This window comes from Photorhabdus caribbeanensis (assembly GCF_018448885.1).
In the GTDB taxonomy this organism is placed as follows: domain Bacteria; phylum Pseudomonadota; class Gammaproteobacteria; order Enterobacterales; family Enterobacteriaceae; genus Photorhabdus; species Photorhabdus caribbeanensis.
The window spans coordinates 1-21,970 of sequence record NZ_RCWB01000001.1; the positions used below are offsets into that span (position 1 = coordinate 1).

The window sequence follows — 21,970 nt, forward strand, 5'->3', positions numbered from 1 at the left end:
AATCTGATATCTTTCTGTCTCGGTCAGTTGTGTATAGGCCATAGCGCATTCTCCTGTGGCGGGAAAGATGCCTACTATAGCAACTGACCGCCTTTCTGAAAAATTGCGCTTATTAGTCGAATCCGCCTTGAGTAATTATATTTAATGAAATAAAAATATAATAAATGTTTAAAATGATAATTTGTTTGATTTGTTTGATTTGTTTGATTTGTTTGATTTGTTTGATTTGTTTGATTTGTTTGTAATAAAAATAGATTGCGAATGAAATATTGAAAATTATAATTCTTTGTCTGGTAATTTTATTATTATACGCTTTTAATTAAATGATAAATATTCAAGGTAAAGTATTTCCATAAGTTAGACAAATAATCTTCGGCTCTATCTTGGCTTATGTTTGATAATTGTCAATTTGATGGTAAAAAATCATCCATTCCACAAAAAGCTTGATATAATTAAAAAATATAGGGTAAAGTAGTTTATTGGCTTTTAAATGTTTTACTAAAATTATGATTTAAATCAATCATATAAAAGATATTTTGTAAATATGGAGTAGAAAAATGTGGTTAATAGAGTTAATAAAATTTTATTAGATATATTCATAAAAACCATAAATTCTCTTAATGTAATAAGGGCATTTCTACTTAATATAAATAAAAGAGGGTGATTATGTATACTGGAATAGTGCAAGGAAAAGAAAGCGTATTATCTGTTGATAAAAAAGACGGATTTAGTACATTAACCGTCAGTAATAATAACCATTTCTTTGATGATGTTTCTGTGGGGGCCAGTGTAGCGATTAATGGTACATGCTTGACTGTCACCCAATTTAATAACGATATCGTCTGGTTTGATATATCAGATTTTACGGCTGATGTTACCACATTAAAGTTTTTAAATGTGGGGGATGAAGTTAATATTGAAAGATCACATCAAATGAATAAAGAGAATGGTGGTCATAGCTTATATGGACATATTGAAGGTGTAGCAGAAGTCGTTAATTTTATTAAAACGGGTGAAACTTATCGATTAGTGATTAATATTCCTGGCGATAATATCAAATATTTTTTCCATAAAGGTTTTATTGGGTTGCATGGTTGTAGCTTGACAATAAATGGTATAAATGAAGAAGATAAAACCATAGAATTGAATTTAATTCCAGAGACTTTAAGGATGACTAATCTTGGTAATATTAAAGTTGGCGATTTACTTAATTATGAAATAGATCAAACAACCAGAACGATTGTAGATACGATATCCAGATCGATGAATGCTAATAGATCAATATGATAATTGAAGCAATATTAAATAAGCTAGGATGAGTTGAAATGTGAAGCGGTAAGTCACTTTACTTCCGCTTCCACAATTAATCTAAGGTTATTAAATGACAAACGTCTGACTATTTTGATGGACGATTGTCATCTATTATTTTGTCCCAAAATTCATCTATGGTATCTACACTTGTACTGCCACCACTTTCCAGCTCATGGATCGCTGCCTGTGTTGTAGCATTAGGAACATGGTGTTCTTTTGTCGCTCTAGTTAATACCAGACGGATAAAGCTAAACATATTCAAACTATTATCTTGGGCGGCTTGTGCTACCGCATTTTTCAGTTTTTCAGAAACACAAACTTTCATCATAACCGTATTCATATGTGCCTCTCTGTCTCTTAATTTACATCCTTACTGTGGGACTATTGTGGACACAAATCAAGATAACAAGATCAATTAAATAGACAACGTTAGTGTTAGACTTAACTTCAGCTTTGCTCAAGAAGGGGCTAAAGTATGAGCAGAGTTCACCTATGTACCTTTGGGCTGATGATTCTTAAACAGAACTGAGGTTTAGTTAAATTAATTTTTCCTGCGCCCATTCAAGGCCACTCTGATATTCAGGAGGCAGCATAGGAACAAGTTTCTGCAATGTATCTTTTAATTCATTTTTATCAAAGTGAGAAAGATTAAGATGACCAACTTTACGTGCAGGGCGAACTTCTTTTTCATACCAATGTAAATGTACTAATGGCAAGCTTAACCATTGGGTATTGATATCGGTGCCAATCAAATTGATCATAACTGACGGCGCAGTGACTTCTGGTCGAGGCATGGGCAAATCCAGAATAGCGCGAAGATGTAATTCAAACTGGCTGATAGACGCGCCGTTCTGAGTCCAATGACCGCTGTTGTGAACGCGTGGCGCGAGTTCGTTAATTAATAAATTATCACCGACAATAAAACATTCCATCGCCATCACGCCGATATATTTCAACTCGTGCATAATCGCTGACAGCATACTCTCAGCCTGCTGTTGTAAATGGTAATGCTGTAAATGGTTATTTTCCTGAGGAGAAACAATACTGGCGCGGAGAATGCCATCTTGATGCAAATTATGCGCTAAGGGATAGAACACACAATCGCCATTTTTATTGCGGGCGCCGACCAGTGAAACTTCGCCAGAGAAAGGAATGGCTTGCTCAGCAATACATTCACCATAAATATCAGCGGGTAATGCTGTTTCATCTCCGGGACGAATACGCCATTGCCCTCGGCCATCATAACCACCAGTACGGCGCTTAACGATAATGAAATTACCGAGTTCAGAGAATAATTGCGGCCATTGGTTGGCATCAGAGAGTAATTGCCACGGAGCCGTTGCCAGCCCAAGGCTATCCATTAACTGTTTTTGCGGCAGACGATCGGCCAGACGGGGAAAGATATCTCGATTAGCGAAAGCCTTATGACGGGCAAGTTCCTGAGTAAGAGCCGTTTCCGGCCAGCGCTCAATTTCAGCGGTAATTACGCTATTCTGATAAGGAACCGCTTCGGGTTCTGCATCCAGGCCAACAGGATAAACCGTGATACCTAAAGGCTCACCAGCTTGACGTAACATGCGACCGAGCTGACCATTGCCTAATACACAAACTGGCTTCATGCTTCCTCCCGCGGATCGGGATTATCGAGTACATCCTGAGTTTGTGTTTCACGCCAGTGGCTGAGGCGTTGCAGTAAATCTTTATCATGACGAGCCAGAATCTGTGCGGCCAATAGGGCTGCGTTTGCCGCTCCGGCTTTCCCAATCGCAAGTGTGCCGACAGGAATCCCTTTTGGCATCTGTACGATAGAGTAAAGACTATCTACTCCATTCAGTGTAGCGCTTTGTACGGGGACGCCAAGAACCGGCACTAGCGTTTTAGCTGCTAGCATGCCGGGTAAATGAGCGGCGCCGCCGGCACCGGCGATAATGACATCAAAACCATTTTGTTCAGCTTGCTCGGCAAAACTGAATAGTTTATCGGGTGTACGATGAGCAGAAACAATTTCAACATGAAAAGGTACATTAAGAGAAGTGAGAATATCAGCCGCGTGCTGCATAGTCGTCCAATCGCTTTTAGAACCCATGACAATGGCGATTTTGGCATTGTGTTGAGTTGTTCCTGCTAAATCAGGCTGGGCAGTCATAAATCAAATGCTCCTGTGTTTTAACGTCCACCAGAATGAAAATAACGCTTTGAGGCTGCGGATCATATCATGCTCACAAGCTAAGGAAAACGATTGCGTTACTTTATACTTCCATTGTGATACCTGAATGTGTGGGTGTTTCTGATTAATTCAGAATGGGAAAGAGATAAGATCGATTGATTTATCCGTTACTTTGAACATTGATCCCTGATGATGCCATGCGCCAAGTACACCGCGGTAAACGGTTTTATCATGCAGAGGAACTTCATGTACAAAAGGGCGGTGGGTATGTCCGTGAATCATCCAGTCAGCTTGATACCGCTCAAAAGTGTCAATAACAGCTTGCTGGTTTACATCCATAATGGCTTCGGATTTTCTGCTGTTGACCGATTGGCTGTTGGCTCGCATTTTTACGGCAATTTTTTGACGGATAGACAGAGGTAGTAGTAGAAACAGACGTTGGACCCACGGGGTATGAACCCGTTTACGATATCGTTGATAACCTTCGTCATCAGTACACAAGGTATCGCCGTGCAGAATAAGTATTCGCTTACCGTACAGTTCCAGTACTTTTTCCTGTGGAAGCAATATGATGCCACTCTCTTTAGCAAAGCGTGAACCGAGCAGAAAATCACGGTTGCCATGAATAAAGTAACAGCTAACACCTTGTTGTTGCACAGTTTTTAATGCGCTAGCGATTTCACGGTGGAGAGGGTTGTTATCATCATCACCAATCCAGTAATCGAACAGATCGCCGAGAATATAGAGGCTATCTGCCTGAATGGCATCTTCACGCAAGAAACGAAGAAAACCGGCAGTGATTGCCGGTTCATGTTCGCTGAGATGTAAATCCGCGATAAAAAGTGTACACATAAGCAGAGAATTATTCGCTGACAGTCACTTTTTCGATGATAACATCTTCGAGTGGTACATCTTGGTGCATACCGCTGCGACCGGTAGAAACGCCTTTGATTTTATCAACAACATCCATACCTTCGATCACTTCGGCAAAGACGCAGTAACCCCAGCCATCAGGGCGCTCAGAGCGGAAGTTCAGGAAATCATTATCAACAACGTTAATAAAGAACTGCGCAGTTGCTGAATGTGGATCGTTGGTGCGGGCCATTGCCAAAGTACCACGGTTGTTTTTCAGACCGTTATTGGCTTCGTTTTTGATAGCAGAATCAGTCGGCTTTTGTTTCATACCAGGTTCAAATCCACCACCCTGAATCATGAAACCGTTAATAACACGGTGGAAAATAGTATTATCGTAGAAGCTATTGCGGCAGTAGTTCAAGAAATTCTCAACAGTTACAGGAGCTTTGTCGGCGAAAGTATTAATTACGATATCGCCAAAATTGGTATGGAAAGTCACCATAATTGAAATCCTAATAATAGTTTTGACTAACCCAGTTAGGGCATTCGGACCAGGCGGCTTTTATATCACATATACCATATTGAGTCAGTACCTATTAGTTTAGTAGGCTATATTGATCGCTAACCTTGCAAAGCGCTTAATATCGGGTTTCAATATCCTATTGGACTATGCCATATCAAGCCGTTATTGATGAGATAGGGCCATAAATCCAGAATTATCAATTCGTTATTTTTAACACACGTACAGTGAATTTACGGAAAATCCCGATGCTAAAAATTTTCAATACCCTCAGCCGTCAGAAAGAAGAATTTAAGCCAATCCATCCAGGGAAAGTAGGGATGTACGTGTGTGGTATCACGGTTTATGACCTGTGCCATATTGGTCATGGCAGAACCTTTGTTTCTTTTGATGTGGTTGCTCGTTATCTGCGTTATCTGGGGTATGATTTAACTTATGTACGCAATGTAACCGATGTTGATGACAAAATCATCAAACGGGCGACAGAAAACAGCGAAAGTTGTGATGATTTGACCGGTCGTATGTTGGCGGAAATGTATCAAGATTTTGATGCGCTGAATATCTTACGCCCTGATCTGGAACCACGTGCGACTCGGCATATCCCGGAGATTATTGCGCTGACCGAATCGTTGATAAAACGTGGTCATGCTTATGTTGCAGATAATGGCGATGTCATGTTTTCCGTTGAAAGTGATCAGGATTACGGATTGCTTTCCCGCCAAGATCTCAGCCAGTTACAAGCAGGGGCGCGAGTGGAAGTGGCTGATGTTAAGCGTAACCCGATGGATTTCGTGTTGTGGAAAATGTCCAAGCCTGGGGAACCAAGTTGGGAATCGCCGTGGGGAGCGGGCCGTCCCGGTTGGCATATTGAATGTTCTGCCATGAACAGTAAACAGCTAGGTAATCATTTTGATATTCATGGTGGTGGCGCTGATCTGATGTTTCCCCATCATGAAAACGAAATTGCACAATCTACTTGCGCCCATGATGGCCCGTATGTGAATTACTGGATGCATTCAGGGATGGTGATGGTAGATAAAGAGAAGATGTCCAAATCGCTGAACAACTTCTTTACTATCCGTGACGTATTGGCATATTACGATGCAGAAACAGTGCGTTATTTCTTGTTGTCAGGCCATTACCGCAGTCAACTTAACTATACAGAAGATAACCTAAAGCAGGCCCGTACCGCACTTGAACGATTTTATACTGCTCTGCGAGGTACAGATGCTTCTGTACAGCCGACCGGCGGTGAAGTATTTGAGGAGCGTTTTATTGAAGCGATGAATGATGACTTCAATACGCCAGAGGCTTATTCGGTACTGTTTGATATGGCACGTGAAATCAACCGCCTGAAATCAGAAGATATGGATGCAGCGAATGGCTTAGCGGCTGAATTACGCAAGTTGGCGGGTATTTTAGGTTTATTGCAACAAGAACCGCAGCAATTCCTGCACCGAGGTGTTCAGGCTGACGATGAAGAGACTGCGAAAATTGAAGCGCTGATTAAGCAGCGTAATGATGCCCGTAAAAATAAAGATTGGCCGCTGGCAGATTCTGCTCGTAATCAATTAAATGAGATGGGTATTGAACTGGAAGATGGGCCGCAAGGAACAAGCTGGCGTCGTAAGTAAGTTCGATGTGTTTTTGATGTTAATTTATCATTTAGGCTCCCTGCTGAGGGAGTCTAATATTGAGGGTTAATCTCTATTGTTCCATTTGTTGCTTGGTGAGATCTTTTGATTAACAGATAAGGCAAGTCTGAAAAAATGTTTATAATTTTTTGAATAAATTCAAAAAAACTCTCTGGCTTATAAAGTTTCTATTTAAACAGATTGGAATCTTTTAATTTCTCCGGGCTGGATATCTATAAAAATATATTGATTGTAATTTCTGCATGGATACACCCAATAATTTATAGTCATAATATTCCAAGCGACTATTTTCTTTAATAATAATCTTGGTAATACCCGTTTGGGTAATGAATTGATAATAATGAGGTTATTGATAAAGCCTTTTCACTTTTATTGATTAACCTATAATTTGCAAAATTATAATAATGTACCATCTAATTAATAAATGATAAGGTAGTGGATATAATTCTTATTGTTTTTGCGCCAGACTGTGATTATTATGAATTGCAATGAGTTATTGACACAATAATTTAATATATTAATTGTAAGGTGATATTATTTAATCTAAGGAAAATATATGAGCCAAGAAAATGATTTTAAAGCTTTTTCTATTAGTAATAATGCAAATGTAGTAAGCCAAGAAGGATATGAAGAAAGCCGGAGTTTGAATACTGGATTTCCACCTGAGAATATTACCACTCACTTATTAAATAAGGTATTACGTCAATCGTCAACAATAGCATCCGTGGTTGCTAATTTTATCGCGACACAATCTGGCGATAATGTTTTAGATGATGGTAATATCGCCAAGCTCTCTGCTCAATTAAATAGAGCGTTGGAGCAAAAAATCACAACAGCAGTATCGGATGCTTCGTTAACACAAAAAGGCGTTGTTCAGCTTACCGATGTAATTGGTAATAGTGATTCATTGGCCGTAACGCAAAAGCTTGCTCAGGAAATAATAAATTCATTGCGTGAAAATATTAATAGTAGAGTACTTAATACCCGAAAAGTGAATGGGAAGGCGTTGTCGAGTGACATCAATCTGAATGCCGGGGATGTAGGAAGTTACGATAAATCTGAGTCTGACTCTCGTTATGGTAATAAAAATACATCCTTAAAAGCGGTAAATGGTTGGTGGAAATGTGGCAATACTGGGATGATATTTCAATGGGGAATTTCAGATGTTACCACGCATGATAATCCTGATAGACATGTTAATTTCCCAATTCCGTTCCCAGAAAGGGTTATTGTAGTTGGTGAACACGATAACGGAGGTAGTGTTAATAAAGCAGTTTGGCAAATAAATAATATTCAATTGTCAGGTTTCACTGCGTCGAATCTTGGCATGTTAAGCCGAGGTGTTAAAGAATTTGGGCCGATACCTCAATCAAGATGTGTTTGGTTTGCTTGGGGGTTCTAATCTGGAAATGAGTGATAATAGTTCTTTGCGTTAATAATCGTTAGTCATTAAAATTGGATTGATTTATTTAAGTCATTTGTTATTAAATGTATTTAATCGGTTATCTTTCCTATATCAGAATGTTTTATAGATGAAAAAAACAAACCTCGCTATTTTAAACGAGGTTTGTTAGCTGATTTTCTGTGTTTCAATGAATTGTAATAATGCAGGAGAGCTAAATAGCTCTGATTACATTATTATGATTTATCAATTAGTTGCACACGAATATTAATTACTCTTCCGTCTGGAATATCGCATGGTTCAGCATCATGGTAATAGACGACTTCTCCTGTTGCAGTTACGCTTTTGACACGCTTATTTTGAGCAAATTCTGGAGCGTCTTTATTTTGACGATGGTAACATTCGATGGTTATATCGCCATTGGTTGTGTCTACCGATTCACGCACCCAAATGAGATTTAACCCGTTGCTGTCTGCCGGAATGATAGTACCGCCGTGAATTCCCCACGCGCCATCTTTGGCAAAACCGTTGCAGCCGCTGATACGATATTTCCCTGTATCTATACGCTTAACCGTCACTCCCTCAGCTTCGCTGGTTAACTCGTAAGTTCCGTCTGGATGAATATCTACAACTGGGCTGGATGCTCTGAGAATGCCGTTAGTGTCGAAGTGTGTGTTTTTATCCGTCCGAAGTCGGCTAACTCTTGTATTTCCACCCCCATCATATCCGTGAATAAAGCTAATACCGGCATGGTCATAATGCGCGACAAATCCTGCCCATATGTCATGCATTCTTGTTATATAGCCGCCTGACCACGGATATCCAATACCACTATCATTCCCTGAAAATCTAAATGCATGACCACCCTGCGGCAATGATTTTATCCATGCGGTAAGATCACTTATATTTGCTTGATTAATATACTTTGGCTGGATAAATTCAGAACCCTCGGATTTTGCATATGCCCCGATATCCGCCGGAGTCGGTTTATTTTTCGTTGTATAAATATCAGTCCAATCTTCCTCAAAACCATAATTATCACGGGCAGAGCGATAAGCAATTCCCCGGTTTTTGTACAGTACTTTCAATTGAAAAGCTGGGCAGCTTCCAGCGCCGTTATTGAAATGAGCAATATGCGAAGAATCTATTCCAGGGTTCAGTAAATCATATAACCCGGTGTCTGCGTTCCAGGGGACTTGATTATTAACAGAGTATCCGCCTGCTAATCCGAGCTTAAATGCCCCAACATCCGCTGCTGTTGGTTTATTTTTTGTTGTATAAATATCAGTCCAATCTTCCTCAAAACCATAGTTATCACGGGCGGAGCGATAAGCAATCCCGCTGTTTCTGTACTGCACTTTCAATTGAAAAGCTGGGCAGCTTCCTGTGCCATTATTGAAATGAGCGATATGCTGAGAATCTATTCCAGGTCTCAGCAAATCATATAACCCGGTATTTGCATTCCAGGGGACTTGATTACTAACAGTGTTGTTTCCTGTTAATCCGAGCTTAAATGCCCCCACATCCCCAGCGTTCAGACTGATATCCCCGGTTAACGCTTTCCCATTAATTTTTCTACTATTCGGCACTGCGTTTTTAGCTAAATTGCCGGTTTCGGCTAAGCCGAGATTTTTCACAAACGCATTTTTATCAGGAATGTCTGCGCCGTTTTGGTTTTTTGCTAATCTGTTGTTAGCATTATCATTTACATCAGAAACAAGTTTTTGAGTTACCGCAAGTGAATTGCTGTTGCCTGTTTTATCTGTGAGTTGAACAACTCCTTTTTGAGTTAATGAAGCAGTTAGAACTTCTGTTGCGATTTTTTGTTTTAAGGCTTTATTTAATTGGGTGGTGAGTTTTGCTATGTCCCCATCATCCAGAATGTCATCGCCAGATTGTGTAGCGATAAAATTAGCTATTACAGATGATATTACTGAAGATTGACGTAATACTTTGTTGAGTAAATGAGTGGTAATATTTTCTGGTGGAAATCCAGTCTTTAAAGCCGGACTTGTTTCATACCCTTCTTGGCTGACTACGTTAGCATTATTACTAATAGAAAAAGCTTTAAAATCATTCTTCGGACTCATATACTTTCCTCAAATTAAATAATACTATTTTATAATTAACATATTGAATTATTGTAAAAACAATCCCCGCCAACTCCCGCTGATCATAGTCTAGTTAGGAATGAGAATAATGGAATGTTCTTATATCTTATAAGGTTAATTATTTTTGTATGGTTGGTGGCAGTAAATAACTATAAATTTTGCAATCAGAAATATATCAAAGCTATTTGTATTTAATATATTAAATTCCCACTTATATTTCTTCCTGTTGTGGCTGTCAGATGTACGGTATATTTTTTGTTTTTAGCGATTGACCAGATTGTTCAAAACGGATTGAGTTATATTAAATGGTCTACTATTTGACGGGGTTATTTAGTAATAGAAAACATATTACATTTGTTCTGAATAATATGTTTTCTATATCATGACGCTCTGTTTTATGCCTGTTTCTATAACTTCATATTACCAAGAATTAAAGTCACAGTAATAATGGATAATAACGTTGTCCATGTAATAATAGATGCCATTGCCTCATGATCACCACCCATTTGTTTAGCTAATATATAAGCATTGCCTGCACAAGGCACTGCGGAATATAGAATAGCAATGTTTGCGGGAACGCCTGATACACCTAAATATTTTATTATCAATATGGTGATAAGTGGCATTAAAACCAACTTAAGTATAGTCGCATAGGAAATCGAAAGTATCTTTTTTATATGCATGCTGATTATCAACCCAGCTCCTACGGACATTAAGCTTAATGGTGTAGCTGCGTTCGATAAGTAAATAAAAAATTGCCTGATTGGGCCGGTAATATGAATGTTAAAGTAGTTTAGCAATACTCCAATAATTGCACCAATGATTAGCGGGTTTTTAGCTAAAGCAAGGATAGCGCCACCGAGACTTTTCTTACTTCCGTGACCATAATGATTCATTACGAGTACGCTCATAATATTGGTAATAATTATCATATAGGCCACAAAAAATCCGGATAATGCGACTCCTTCACTACCGAATAGTGATTGTGAAAGTGCTATAAAAACATATGAATTATATCTAACTCCTCCTTGGAAAATGGATGTAAATAGATCTGGTGTAGTGTTAAATAAAAATCTACCGATGAAAATAATAATAGCGATTATTATTGTTGAACTTATGGTTGATACGATTGGATAGAAGTTGTCAGAACCAGAGAAATTAGCCTCACTAATATCTAATACTAATAAGCAAGGAAAGAAAAGATAGTAAACAAACTTATCTGAAAAATTCCAGAAACTAGAAACGTCCTTTATATATATTTTAGATAGGAAGCCAAGAGTAATTAGCAAGAATATAGGTAAAATTGAAAAGAAAACATTTAACATCTGATAGCCCTTTTAGATAGAGAACACTCTATGTTCTATTTGGTTTAACGCTCCCGGGGATTCTCTCCCTTGCCGTCGCGAGGCATCTTGAAATCCGTAGGGTATATATTGATGTTTTATGATTTTTCTAAGAGGGTATATTTCCTTGGGGTTTATAGATGTTCGTTGTTTATTTAGGGCTGATATTACTCTGATAAGTAGAAAAGACATCATGGCGGATTTAACTAAATGAATATATAAATCACTACCGGTATGATCGTAATCAATTTTATTTAATGCTAAAAAGAGATCCTGTTTTTCTTGCATGGTTAATTGAAATATATTTTGGTAATCCATTTATATTCTCTTTGAAAAATAATAATGTTAGTTAACCCCAAAAGTAGGAGTATATTACATATATTATTTTTATTTAAAACCAAAATTAACAGATAGTGTGATTTTAATCACCAAAAATAAAATGATTATATTTGATTTTTTTAAATCTTAAGGTGTGATAAAAATCATTTTTTTAATAGGTAATGATCACTGTAGCTAGATAGTCTAAAGATTAAGTGCAATGTATTAATGGAAAAATAAATTAATTTATCTCTAGCTCTATAATTGACAAAAAACTATAAGAATTATGTGGTTGCATGAATACGCCTATATTAAATTGGCTGACATGACTACAATTATATGTTAACTGCTTCGTTAAATAATAATGCTAAGATTCTTCTTATAAAAACACTTATATAATTTTATGAGAATTTAATGAGTATTTATCATAATTATTCTATATTTCATCTAAAATAAAAATACAGCTCTTGAAGGATTATTATTTCATTTTGTTAATACTTTATTGGTTATTTATTTTAATTACAGTAATTCCAATATCTTAAAATTTCTTTATGTGATTATTGATAATGATGATGAGTTATCGGGATTATGAGCAGTGATAATAATGATCAGACTCCAGCCGCCATTGTCTCACATCTGAACTGTCTAGATTGGTGGGACGGTAGGATAGTACTGATAAAACCAGCTAATGATACTGCTAATTATGCTTATTTCGCCTGTATCGGAATAGGCATGATTTTGAAATCATGTGCGATACTAAATTCTGCTTCCGTTTTTTCTCGCAGAGTCTCTAATGTGACATTTGGGGAATGTTCTTTCAGGATTAACTGGCCCTGTTCAAAGCAGAAGACCGCTAATTCAGTGATAATCATGCTGACTTTATTGATGGCGGTGAGTGGCAGAGTACACTGCTTGAGGATTTTTGCTGAACCGTCTTTGGTGCAATGTTCCATTGCAATGATGACTTTACGTGCGCCAGTGACAAGATCCATTGCTCCTCCCATACCAAGGACCATTTTCCCCGGTATCATCCAACTGGCTAGATTGGCGTGCTGATCAACTTGCAGACCTCCCAGAATGCAGGTATCTATGTGACCACCGCGGATTAAGGCAAAGGAGAGGGCGCTGTCAAATATAGCAGCACCGGGCAAGATGCCACAGGGTTTTCCGCCAGCGTTGACCAAATTGGGATGTACTTCTGTAATAGGTCCAAGGCCCAGTATGCCGTTTTCTGATTGGAGAGTAATATGAATGTGATCAGGCAGATAGTTCGGGACTTGTGTAGGAATGCCGATGCCAAGATTAACAACGTCGCCGTCTTGTAGTTCGAGAGCTGCACGGTGGGCAATAACTTGTTGAGCATTCATGATTAATTTTCTCCAGGATAAACGATGTAGTCGATCAATGCGCCGGGTGTTATCACGGAGTCCGGTGCGATTTCACCGACTTCAACCAGCTTATCCGGCTCGGCAAGTGTAATATCTGCCGCTAAGGCGATTACTGGGTTAAAATTTCGGGCACTGAGTTGGTAGGTGAGGTTGCCATGATGATCGGCAAGATGAGCCTGAATTAGCGCCAGATCAGCACGTAGAGGGAGTTCTAACAAATAGTCTGTTCCATTGACGGTGATTTTTTGTTTCCCCTCTTCTACAACAGTACCTACCCCGGTTGGGGTCAGGAATCCGCCCAGACCGGCTCCGCCGCAGCGAATACGTTCGATCAACGTTCCCAAAGGAACCAGTTCCACTTCTATTTCTCCAGCAAGCATTTTGCGTCCGGTTTCCGGATTAGTGCCAATATGTGAGGTGATGACTTTTTTCACTCGGTTATTAACTACGAGGGGACCGATACCAACGTCAATCCCGGCGGTATCGTTAGCAATGATTGTCAAATCTTTGACGCCGGAGTTCAGCAATGCAGTGATTAAGTGAGGAGGTGTGCCTACGCCCATAAAACCGCCAGCCATAATGGTCATGCCGTCATAAAAATGCTCCATAGCTTGTTGTATGCTAATGAGTTTATTTTTCATATTGATTCCCTATATAGGATTTTATAGATATAGGTGTGTATCAGTATAGCAATGGGTATGCCAGCGACGGGATTTAAATGGGAATATTTTATAATTAACTGAAATTTAATTAATTCTAATTTATCTGGTTGAGAAAAGTGTGTGCGGATTTATACCAATAATAAATATGAGGTGTGCAAAATCTTGCACAAGTGTGCACGTTTTGTTTCGCTATTTTTTGCATAATGAGCAAGTTATTGCCCGAGAATAAAGTCTTGCCAGTTATTAGTGCATAGAAATTGAATTTTGTATTATACCCGTCATCTTTCAAGTTGCCTCTTTGTTGGCTGCGCTCGTTCACCCCGGTAACAGAGTTATCTATGCTTCCGGGGATTCGCTCCCTTGCCGCCGCGATGTATCTTGAAATCTATAAGGTATATCACTCATGAGATTATCTTTCACTTTATTGGTAAATGAATAAGTTATGATTTTTACAATTATAATGGCAATTGAAAATTAAAAACTAGCCAGAAATATTCAATCGTGTATTAATAGATTAGTAAATATTAGAGAAAAAAGTGTAAGTTAAAAACATGTAAGTTAGAAATGTAGTTTTTGGATGATCTTTTTTATAGAAAGCAGATAACCCTGCATCAATACTCTGTTTTGCCGATGTAGGGTTGTCTATTCCGCCAAATTTAGTGGATTAATACGATATTCTTGAAGTTTATACATCAGCGCCCGGCGACTAATTCCCAGAGTTCGAGCGGTTTGTGACCGATTACCTTGATTATTTTCTAAAGCCGCGCTAATCAATTTACGTTCATAGGCTTTAATGCTTTCTTTCAGACTGTGGCCGTGTTCCAGTGTATGTTGAGGTTCAGAAATTGCCGGTGAAGGTGGTTTGAATAACAGATGTGCTGGCAAGTCATGGGGGAAAATAACCCGCCCCGTACTCATGATAACTGCACGCTCAAGGGCATTAGAGAGTTCGCGAACATTACCCGGCCAGTGATATTCCGCCAGAATTGACAATGTACTGGCATCCAATTCGATGATCTCTTTATTATTTTCTGCGCTGAATTTTTGCAAGAAATGATAGGCCAGCAAAATAATATCTTCAGGGCGTTCCCGGAGCGGAGGAGGAGAAAGATGAATAACGTTAAGGCGGTAAAAGAGGTCCCGACGAAACTCCCCTTGTTCCACCATAATAGCCAGATCACGGTTGGTTGCTGCGATTAAACGAATATCGGTTTTAATGGTTTGGCTGCCGCCAAGACGTTCGAACTCTTTTTCTTGCAAAATTCGCAACAGTTTGGCTTGTAGGTTAAGGGGCATTTCGCCAACTTCATCAAGTAACAAGGTGCCTTGATTTGCACGTTCAAATAGCCCCTGACGTTGTATCTGCGCGCCAGTAAAAGCCCCTTTTTCATGGCCGAATAATTCGCTTTCGAGCAAAGACTCTGGTAAAGCGCTACAGTTAATTTTAATGAACGGCCCTTTAGCCCGCGGACTATTATAATGAATGGCTTTAGCGATTAGCTCTTTACCGGTACCACTTTCACCAGTAATTAATACTCTGGCGTGGCTACGGGCAATTTTCGCGGTATCACAGCACAATGCCATCATTTTGGGGCTGTTAGTCAAGATCCGATCCCAACCGTAGTTGTCGGATGAGGCACGGTGTCGTTGATTGACTTCCTGCTTCATCAATTAGCCTCCGAAAAACCCCGCCGTTTAGGATAAGGGAAAAGGCGGTGATTGGGAGTATAGAAAGCGTTGCTGAATGGGAGCAAGGGGGAAAATGGGTAAGTGTGAGGGGCTTCTAATGGGTTTGGTTCACTTTAGCCTTATAGGTGTATGGCGTAGGGATGAGCTGTTAATACCGAGAGGCACGGCATTGTATCCAATGCTATGCCTTGAATCTATTTGTTAAGACAATTTTAGGTGAGGGTTTCTAAGAGAAATAGTTATTGTTCCGACCTGATTACCATTACGGGTATCTTTTCCATAACTGAAATCAAAATATTTCATTTGGTCTCCGGTTTCTACTACCGTTCCATTAATCGCTGTGAAATTTTTGCGGAGCATTGTGTTAAGTCCATAGGCATTAGCATCTTTTGGTGCAACATCAATGACGACTTTTCCTGTGTTCTCTTTTCCTTCGGCCATGAAGTTGAATACACCTTTAGGATAATTTTCTCTGTGAATATCTAATGGAAAGTCGGTGCCATTTGGAGAGTTAAGATTTAATAAAGTCGCTCCGGTTTTTAGAGTGAATTTTGTGTCGAATAAAGGTTGACCTTGTTCATCTAAATCAGTTCTTATGTTTAATATTTGAGAACTAATTAACATCTGTGCATTATCTTGTAAGATAATATTGCTATTATATATATCGACCGAATGACTTTTAAGCATGGCTTTAGAGAATTCAGTGATGGAAAAATCACATTCAAGTGAAATATTACCTTTTATCACTTGGTTTTTTTGCTGTATTTCTACCAAAGCCTCTACAATAAGGTGGCTTGACCCTGATATAGCGACTGCTGATTCTTCTGGTTTTAGTGTTTTATTTTTGGGACCGCTAATTCTGACCGTATTTGTCTTTGTTATTGCAAGGGTACTTGAGTTTTGTAATTTTATTTTATATCTATCTTGATCTTGAGAATTAAGATAAAAATTAACAGGTTTTTCTTGACTTCCTGATATTATAAGATTGCCTGAGGATATGTTTATTGTTTCTCCTAAAGTCTTATCTGTATTTTCTGCCTTATGTACTACCTCGTATCCCTCTTTAAGTTCAACAGGAATTGATGGCCTGGGCCAATGAATATCGTGTGCTTTAATGCTATTTGTGTTATCAGTATCCAGTGTTAACGTATTTTCTCCAGCGTCCATTTTGAAGGTGAAACCCATATTTTTATCAAAAGAGTTTGATGGAGTAATAGTTTGACTGCCGTGTTGATGACCGTATAATTGATCTTCATCAGGGACCCAGATAAATTTTTCGCTCATTAATTTTACCCTTTTTTGAGTTAATATTATTTCATTATTAAATGTAGGTTAATATAAATATAGTTCAAAATAAGTAAGTTTCAAGATACTTTAGCCTATTTCATTGTGATTTTGTTGCTGATCAATGGAGCTTGATATCAGCACTTTTTCCTGTTTTTGATAGAGCTTTTTCAACGGTTTATTTATGTAAGGAATGATATTATGGGAGAATAGTTTATCATTACTTTCTAACCGAATAATGTGGTTTAAATGCAGATTTGATTGAGGATAATTGGTGAAGAGAGTTGTTTAAGTTGATAAATAATTATTTGTGATTGAAAAAATAACGATAGGTGAAAATTCTGTGTCAGGATATTTATGTTTGGTGGGGCACTGATGTAATCAATAAATATTATGTATAATCCGAAGACGATATTATTTTCAAGCTGAGAACTTTACTCTCTCTAAGTAACGTTTTGTCACTATAAGGGATAGAGGACTTATATTTTTTTGTTATCTTCTGCCAGATATCTTTGTTGTAAATTTAATCTATTTGTTGTGTCTGTTTTGTTGGGTAAGTTGATGTTAGGTAAGCTTATCAACGCATTTTAATAGGTTGTTATTACCTTATTTCTTGTCGTATAGAAAATTAAGGCACCGGATTGAACTAATCGGTTTGCCTATATGTGATTTAAATCTCAAAAAGGAAAATTTCTAATTTCCGTACACTTTATTATCGATTGTCAAATGAAGTAATCCTCTGACGAGAATCTTGTTTGGGAAATATATGTAGAATGCTATAATGCATTGTAAATACTGCAATAATCATAAAATTAATTGCGAATACACCTAAGTGTGATGATTTTTAGGATGACTAATTTTATTGTGAAATAATAATAAGCATGAGCATGATATTATTCTGTTTAATCTTGTTTGTCGGTATTCAGATAGGAATAATTAGCTGATTTTATTTTTTTAGATAAATGATTTTGTGGTTTTAAATGTCTCAATATGAAGATGGATAAAATATTATGAAATAATTTTGGGATTTAGTGGCAAAGAGTAGATCTTTGGCTATATTATAATTAATAACGTAACATGATAAATAAAAATAGTAATGCCTTCTTGGAATAGAAGATAAAGTTTACAACCAACAATAAATTTTAAACTTAATGGGGGGGCAGAGATTAGTTCATCAATTTAATTAATTTAGAGTTTATATTGTATTTTTGAATGAAAATATTAATGTTATTCAAAGTCTTATTATGATTTTTTAATTTAATAATATAGGTGAATGAAATGAAAGAAGAAAAAGAATATATCGTAGAATTAGAGAAACTCCTTGACTATCAAATCACTACGGTTCTTTGGAGTATTAGTGATGATTTAGGTAGCGATATATATTTATCTGGAGGGAGTTTGACGCAATCGTATCTGATCAGGTCAGGTCAGACATTATCGGATCAATATATATATGTTCCAGTGATAGGACCAAATACTGATTATAACATTATTAAGCCACTTCGTTTCAGTGTTATGACGGAATATTGGGAACATATTGGAAATATTTGGTTGTTCCAAGATGCAAGGACTCCTGATGGAACTATTAAGTATTTTATTGGTGATAACCCTAATTATAGAGCATCAAGGGAGGCTCAAGGTAATAATATTAGAGGTGGGGGATATAAGAATTTGAAAGTTGTGTCTGGGACTCCAGGAGATCTGAATTCTGTTAGAATGATAATGTACTAACGCAAGATAAACCGGTTTTGAAATTGTAATTTTTACAAATTAATTGTGTTATTGATATATTATAAACTGATTGTAAACTTGAATAAGATTTTGCAAGGTTAATAAATGAAAAGAGATATGATTGTTTAACGAGTTCGCTGGTTTTTAATTCTAGGTTTAAGGCTACACTTCGATGTAGCCTTACTTTTTTATTTTAATATAAGATATTGTATATTCTGTTTGATATTAGGGAAATAATGTGTAGTCTGTTAAATATGTATAATATTACTGTATTTGTGTTTTTATGAGCATATAATTTTCTCATAAATATTTTTACCATTTTAAGAAATTACTGAATATAACAACATAGAATATCTTTGATGACTGTTTTGTGAAGTGATAACTCGATTTTTTCGGTTTTATTAATTCATGTTAAATATATTGTTGAAGTATAAAATTGTTTAATTCTGAGTTTTTTGAAAAAAATTTCACATTAGGTATTGTTTATAAAGTATGTGTTCTATAGTTTACCATAATTAAATAATAGCTGATTTATATCGACGTTGAGTGGTACATTACCTTATTCGATATCGTACCACAAAGAGTAAAGTTAATTTTGAACTGCTAAATATTTATTTTCTGATATGATTGGTATTGATTTTTAAGTGATATTGTTATGGTCATAAATTTATGATCATTTTTGAATTGATCTGGTTTATAACCAATATTAAAATAATTTTCGTGTTTTTCTTTTGGAATTATTTTATTATTGATAGCTATTAGTTTTCTATCAAATATCTTATTGATATTGTCCTTTATGTTATTAGGGTTTTGTTGTGAGAATTCAATCATAATTTTCCCTTCATTCTTCCCTTCTGTAGTAATGAAATTAAATAGACCTTCTGGATATTCTACGTTGTCAAGGTAGAGTGGGAAATGGATACCATCGAAAGATTCTAGGTTTAGTAAAGGAGAACCTGCTTTAAGCTTGAACCATGTCTTATTTTTTTCTATATCATTTTTTTGCATTATGCCATTGTTAATCAAGGTTACTGTCGATTTATCTTGTATGCTTATATTACAGTAATTAAATTTTCCATCTCCAAGGTAGAGATTACTACTTTCAAAAGTGAGATCAGATGATTCACTTAGAGAAATTTCACTAGCTAGAAATATAAAAGCGGGAACATCGTCTTCTATTTTTGTTGTTTGTCTTATTTCAAATTTACTTTGTCCTGACATGATGAGTTTTGGCGGTTTATTGGAAACGACATAATCTATAAACATAAATACAGTTCCTGGATTTTTGATGCTCAAGGAGCCTGAATTTTTGAGAATAAAATTAGCGCTTTCAGAGCACCCTAAATACGCAACTGTATGGCTTCTATCAACTGGATGGTTTTGATCATTTAGCCGATAGTCTACTAATAATGTTCCAGCGGATACATTTATATCTAATCCTTTGCCGCTATCAGTCATTGTTCCGTCATTGTGGCGATTAAATTCCGGCCAATAAATAGGTATATTATCGGAATCATTTTGTAGTGTTAATGTTTCACTTTCAGCGTTCATTGTGAAATTAGCGCCACCTAATTTATCGAATGAATCTGACTGAGTAGATAAAAGATTAATAGATCCAGTTCCATAATCTTTGGTATATACCTGAGAATTCTTTGGGTCCCATTTAAAAGTTGTGCTCATTTTTAACCCCTTATAAGGATGAATAATTTTCTCATAATTAAACATGGTTAATATAAATATAGTTCAAAGTGAGAGGGTTTCAAGGTGTTGAATGAGATTATTGTGTATTTCCCCAAATTTTCTTGCTAGAAATAAATTCAATTACAGTGCATAGAACAATTCCCTTTACGTAAATAAGTTTACCTGAAAATATATTTTATTGTAATTCGGTTACTGTTTAACGCTGGAATCAATCATTAACATTATTCCATCTTTCTCTTATAGAATCTCTTTAATTATTACTTTGTTATTAGGATGATTTCATTATAGATGAATAACCTGAAATTGCCTAATGCTTGTGGAGATATTGAAATATTTTTCCATTTTTAAAGTAATGTCATAGATGTGATTTACAATATATTATCATAATATTTATTTTTGTCCGTATTATTCCATCACGATTTGCATTGTTTAAAGCATATAAATATTATAGTGAATTGATTTTGTTCAAGTTTAATTTAAATTCTGCTTATCCAGAGTTTATCTATATTGTTCTGTCTAGTTAATGTTTGATGAATAAAAATTTATACTTAACTCACCAGAATTTTGTAGGGTAAATAATATCATTATAATGATAACTATTTGAAATCAACATGCGATTTTTCATATTATATTTCAATTGACTTGTAATAATGTGGAAGATGGACTACTTTTTGAATATGGATATATGAAATTCACCGATTCGCTAAAGAATATTGGTTATATTATTTTGTTCAGAGATTAAATGTTATTTAAGAAATATATTTGCATACCTAAGATAGCTATGAAAATTAATTTCAATTAGTTAATGCCATTATTACGATAATTGAATGATTCTTAAAGGATATATAAATATGAAGAAATTTATGTTGGGAGCATTGCTTCTTGGGATTGTTTCTGCCGCAAACGCAGGCAGTGGAGCCGATAAGTCTATTGAACTCACTAATCAAGGGTGTATCGTGCAGTGGAATCTGTCTCGTGCTTCCCAGTCTTGTGATGCAATCGTTTGGAACATCGGAGAGAGTAATTGCGGTATTGCAGCGCAATGTATTGCTGATAATGGAGGATTTATCGATAACGGTACTGGATATTACCCGTATTCTCAGGTACCACAAATCGTGAACTGCAATGGTCGTTTAAGGACTGAAAGATGTTAACTTTATTTTCACTAATTTCAGGCTACGGATTGTAGCCTGATTAGGGCGTTAGGGAAAAATTGTAAATTCAAACAGTGCCGTTATCTCGGCAAATAGGGATTGTGGATAAAAACTTTTTATAATTAGTTAGTTATGGCTATGATAAAGCTATGTAATATTGGTAAAGCCGAAATTTAGGATAAAGGAGAACAACAAATAGGAAAAAATAAATGAAATTAAAATTTGCTAATAACCAATCAATGTGATTTAATGGCGTCACTGGTTTGGAAGTACAGACCTATTTATGAAAAGTTTTTATGAAAAGTATTAAAGTTAAAGCAGTTCACCATTTAGCGTTATCCCCGATACCACTTCATTGCGAATTCCTTCTAATTAGTACCCGTAATAGTACCCATAAGTAAAACTGAAAAACAGACCTTATAACGCCTTATGGCAACTTAATAAAATTAAAGGAAAATTCTATGTCTAATGCAATGACTGGCTCAGTAAAATGGTTTAATAACGATAAAGGTTTTGGCTTTATTTCTCCAAAAGATGGTAGTAAAGATGTATTTGTTCATTATTCTGCAATTCAGAGTAATAGTTTCAAAACCTTGGAAGAGGGGCAGGAAGTTTCGTTCTCTATTGAGAATGGCGCTAAAGGTCCATCCGCAGTAAATGTTGTCGTATTATCTTAATT

The 21,970-nt window shown here is 36.6% G+C and carries 18 protein-coding genes and 1 pseudogene; 6 read left to right on the top strand and 13 right to left on the bottom strand.

Annotated features, from left to right (window positions below; translation table 11 throughout):
• The first annotated feature begins 666 nt into the window (after positions 1 to 666).
• The gene (locus tag EAE90_RS00005; RefSeq protein ID WP_214051719.1) at positions 667 to 1,287 is read left to right on the top strand and encodes a riboflavin synthase subunit alpha; all 621 of its coding nucleotides are present in this window, start codon (positions 667 to 669) and stop codon (positions 1,285 to 1,287) included.
• A 109-nt stretch (positions 1,288 to 1,396) separates the two neighbouring features.
• Here EAE90_RS00005 and EAE90_RS00010 read toward each other — a convergent pair whose 3' ends face one another.
• The 5 genes from EAE90_RS00010 to ppiB all read right to left on the bottom strand — a co-directional run bounded on the left by EAE90_RS00010 (position 1,397) and on the right by ppiB (position 4,835).
• Positions 1,397 to 1,651 (bottom strand): hypothetical protein, encoded by a 255-nt coding sequence (locus EAE90_RS00010; protein WP_214051720.1) that lies wholly within the window; start codon positions 1,649 to 1,651, stop codon positions 1,397 to 1,399.
• A gap of 196 nt (positions 1,652 to 1,847) precedes the next feature.
• Complete coding sequence (gene purK, locus EAE90_RS00015; RefSeq protein ID WP_214051721.1) at positions 1,848 to 2,930, bottom strand: 5-(carboxyamino)imidazole ribonucleotide synthase; 1,083 nt, start codon at positions 2,928 to 2,930, stop codon at positions 1,848 to 1,850.
• Complete coding sequence (purE, locus tag EAE90_RS00020) at positions 2,927 to 3,457, bottom strand: 5-(carboxyamino)imidazole ribonucleotide mutase (RefSeq protein ID WP_036775223.1); 531 nt, start codon at positions 3,455 to 3,457, stop codon at positions 2,927 to 2,929. Before purE ends, purK begins: the two co-directional genes overlap by 4 nt.
• A 150-nt stretch (positions 3,458 to 3,607) precedes the next feature.
• A complete protein-coding gene (gene lpxH / locus EAE90_RS00025) occupies positions 3,608 to 4,330 on the bottom strand; it encodes a UDP-2,3-diacylglucosamine diphosphatase (RefSeq protein WP_214051722.1) in 723 nt (240 codons plus the stop codon).
• A 10-nt stretch (positions 4,331 to 4,340) separates the two neighbouring features.
• The gene (gene ppiB / locus EAE90_RS00030; protein ID WP_214051723.1) at positions 4,341 to 4,835 is read right to left on the bottom strand and encodes a peptidylprolyl isomerase B; all 495 of its coding nucleotides are present in this window, start codon (positions 4,833 to 4,835) and stop codon (positions 4,341 to 4,343) included.
• Positions 4,836 to 5,101: 266 nt separating this feature from the next.
• Here ppiB and cysS point away from each other — a divergent pair, with 266 nt between their 5' ends.
• Positions 5,102 to 6,487, top strand: coding sequence for a cysteine--tRNA ligase (cysS, locus tag EAE90_RS00035; protein ID WP_214051724.1), 1,386 nt, complete (start codon positions 5,102 to 5,104; stop codon positions 6,485 to 6,487).
• A gap of 577 nt (positions 6,488 to 7,064) precedes the next feature.
• Positions 7,065 to 7,910 carry a gp53-like domain-containing protein gene (locus tag EAE90_RS00040; protein ID WP_214051725.1) on the top strand — a complete coding sequence of 282 codons (846 nt, stop codon included), beginning with the start codon at positions 7,065 to 7,067 and terminating at the stop codon, positions 7,908 to 7,910.
• Between the two features lie 236 nt (positions 7,911 to 8,146).
• Here the strand turns inward: EAE90_RS00040 and EAE90_RS00045 are convergent, their stop codons facing one another.
• From EAE90_RS00045 to EAE90_RS00075, 7 genes and pseudogenes are all read right to left on the bottom strand, one after another.
• Positions 8,147 to 10,000, bottom strand: coding sequence for a phage tail protein (locus EAE90_RS00045; RefSeq protein ID WP_214051726.1), 1,854 nt, complete (start codon positions 9,998 to 10,000; stop codon positions 8,147 to 8,149).
• A 428-nt stretch (positions 10,001 to 10,428) separates the two neighbouring features.
• Positions 10,429 to 11,346, bottom strand: coding sequence for an AEC family transporter (locus EAE90_RS00050; protein WP_214051727.1), 918 nt, complete (start codon positions 11,344 to 11,346; stop codon positions 10,429 to 10,431).
• 12 nt (positions 11,347 to 11,358) lie between these two features.
• Positions 11,359 to 11,682 carry a hypothetical protein gene (locus EAE90_RS00055; RefSeq protein ID WP_036775234.1) on the bottom strand — a complete coding sequence of 108 codons (324 nt, stop codon included), beginning with the start codon at positions 11,680 to 11,682 and terminating at the stop codon, positions 11,359 to 11,361.
• A 707-nt stretch (positions 11,683 to 12,389) separates the two neighbouring features.
• On the bottom strand, positions 12,390 to 13,049 hold the full coding sequence (locus tag EAE90_RS00060) for a CoA transferase subunit B (protein ID WP_036775236.1): 660 nt from the start codon (positions 13,047 to 13,049) through the stop codon (positions 12,390 to 12,392).
• Between the two features lie 2 nt (positions 13,050 to 13,051).
• Positions 13,052 to 13,711, bottom strand: coding sequence for an acetate CoA-transferase subunit alpha (atoD, locus tag EAE90_RS00065; RefSeq protein WP_214051728.1), 660 nt, complete (start codon positions 13,709 to 13,711; stop codon positions 13,052 to 13,054).
• 663 nt (positions 13,712 to 14,374) lie between these two features.
• A pseudogene (locus tag EAE90_RS00070) lies at positions 14,375 to 15,400 on the bottom strand (sigma 54-interacting transcriptional regulator); the annotation flags it as partial.
• Positions 15,401 to 15,622: 222 nt separating this feature from the next.
• On the bottom strand, positions 15,623 to 16,705 hold the full coding sequence (locus EAE90_RS00075; protein ID WP_214051729.1) for a hypothetical protein: 1,083 nt from the start codon (positions 16,703 to 16,705) through the stop codon (positions 15,623 to 15,625).
• A 1,278-nt stretch (positions 16,706 to 17,983) separates the two neighbouring features.
• Between EAE90_RS00075 and EAE90_RS00080 the strand changes: the two genes are divergently transcribed.
• Positions 17,984 to 18,436, top strand: a complete 453-nt coding sequence (locus EAE90_RS00080) for a hypothetical protein (protein ID WP_214051730.1) — start codon at positions 17,984 to 17,986, stop codon at positions 18,434 to 18,436.
• Between the two features lie 603 nt (positions 18,437 to 19,039).
• Here the strand turns inward: EAE90_RS00080 and EAE90_RS00085 are convergent.
• Complete coding sequence (locus tag EAE90_RS00085; RefSeq protein WP_214051731.1) at positions 19,040 to 20,116, bottom strand: hypothetical protein; 1,077 nt, start codon at positions 20,114 to 20,116, stop codon at positions 19,040 to 19,042.
• An 872-nt stretch (positions 20,117 to 20,988) separates the two neighbouring features.
• On the opposite strand from EAE90_RS00085, the gene EAE90_RS00090 reads away from it, so the two are divergent.
• A complete protein-coding gene (locus EAE90_RS00090; protein ID WP_214051732.1) occupies positions 20,989 to 21,291 on the top strand; it encodes a hypothetical protein in 303 nt (100 codons plus the stop codon).
• A 461-nt stretch (positions 21,292 to 21,752) separates the two neighbouring features.
• Complete coding sequence (cspE, locus tag EAE90_RS00095) at positions 21,753 to 21,968, top strand: transcription antiterminator/RNA stability regulator CspE (protein WP_214051733.1); 216 nt, start codon at positions 21,753 to 21,755, stop codon at positions 21,966 to 21,968.
• The last annotated feature ends 2 nt before the right edge of the window (positions 21,969 to 21,970 follow it).

Coding starts and splice junctions, on each gene's coding strand:
- EAE90_RS00075 (WP_214051729.1), bottom strand. CDS start 16,705: ATGAGCGAAAAATTTATCTGGGTCCCTGATGAAGATCAATTATACGGT.
- EAE90_RS00045 (WP_214051726.1), bottom strand. CDS start 10,000: ATGAGTCCGAAGAATGATTTTAAAGCTTTTTCTATTAGTAATAATGCT.
- atoD (WP_214051728.1), bottom strand. CDS start 13,711: ATGAAAAATAAACTCATTAGCATACAACAAGCTATGGAGCATTTTTAT.
- lpxH (WP_214051722.1), bottom strand. CDS start 4,330: ATGTGTACACTTTTTATCGCGGATTTACATCTCAGCGAACATGAACCG.
- EAE90_RS00085 (WP_214051731.1), bottom strand. CDS start 20,116: ATGAGCACAACTTTTAAATGGGACCCAAAGAATTCTCAGGTATATACC.
- EAE90_RS00090 (WP_214051732.1), top strand. CDS start 20,989: ATGAAGAAATTTATGTTGGGAGCATTGCTTCTTGGGATTGTTTCTGCC.
- EAE90_RS00005 (WP_214051719.1), top strand. CDS start 667: ATGTATACTGGAATAGTGCAAGGAAAAGAAAGCGTATTATCTGTTGAT.
- ppiB (WP_214051723.1), bottom strand. CDS start 4,835: ATGGTGACTTTCCATACCAATTTTGGCGATATCGTAATTAATACTTTC.
- EAE90_RS00055 (WP_036775234.1), bottom strand. CDS start 11,682: ATGGATTACCAAAATATATTTCAATTAACCATGCAAGAAAAACAGGAT.
- EAE90_RS00010 (WP_214051720.1), bottom strand. CDS start 1,651: ATGAATACGGTTATGATGAAAGTTTGTGTTTCTGAAAAACTGAAAAAT.
- EAE90_RS00050 (WP_214051727.1), bottom strand. CDS start 11,346: ATGTTAAATGTTTTCTTTTCAATTTTACCTATATTCTTGCTAATTACT.
- purE (WP_036775223.1), bottom strand. CDS start 3,457: ATGACTGCCCAGCCTGATTTAGCAGGAACAACTCAACACAATGCCAAA.
- EAE90_RS00060 (WP_036775236.1), bottom strand. CDS start 13,049: ATGAATGCTCAACAAGTTATTGCCCACCGTGCAGCTCTCGAACTACAA.
- EAE90_RS00040 (WP_214051725.1), top strand. CDS start 7,065: ATGAGCCAAGAAAATGATTTTAAAGCTTTTTCTATTAGTAATAATGCA.
- cysS (WP_214051724.1), top strand. CDS start 5,102: ATGCTAAAAATTTTCAATACCCTCAGCCGTCAGAAAGAAGAATTTAAG.
- purK (WP_214051721.1), bottom strand. CDS start 2,930: ATGAAGCCAGTTTGTGTATTAGGCAATGGTCAGCTCGGTCGCATGTTA.
- EAE90_RS00080 (WP_214051730.1), top strand. CDS start 17,984: ATGAAAGAAGAAAAAGAATATATCGTAGAATTAGAGAAACTCCTTGAC.
- cspE (WP_214051733.1), top strand. CDS start 21,753: ATGTCTAATGCAATGACTGGCTCAGTAAAATGGTTTAATAACGATAAA.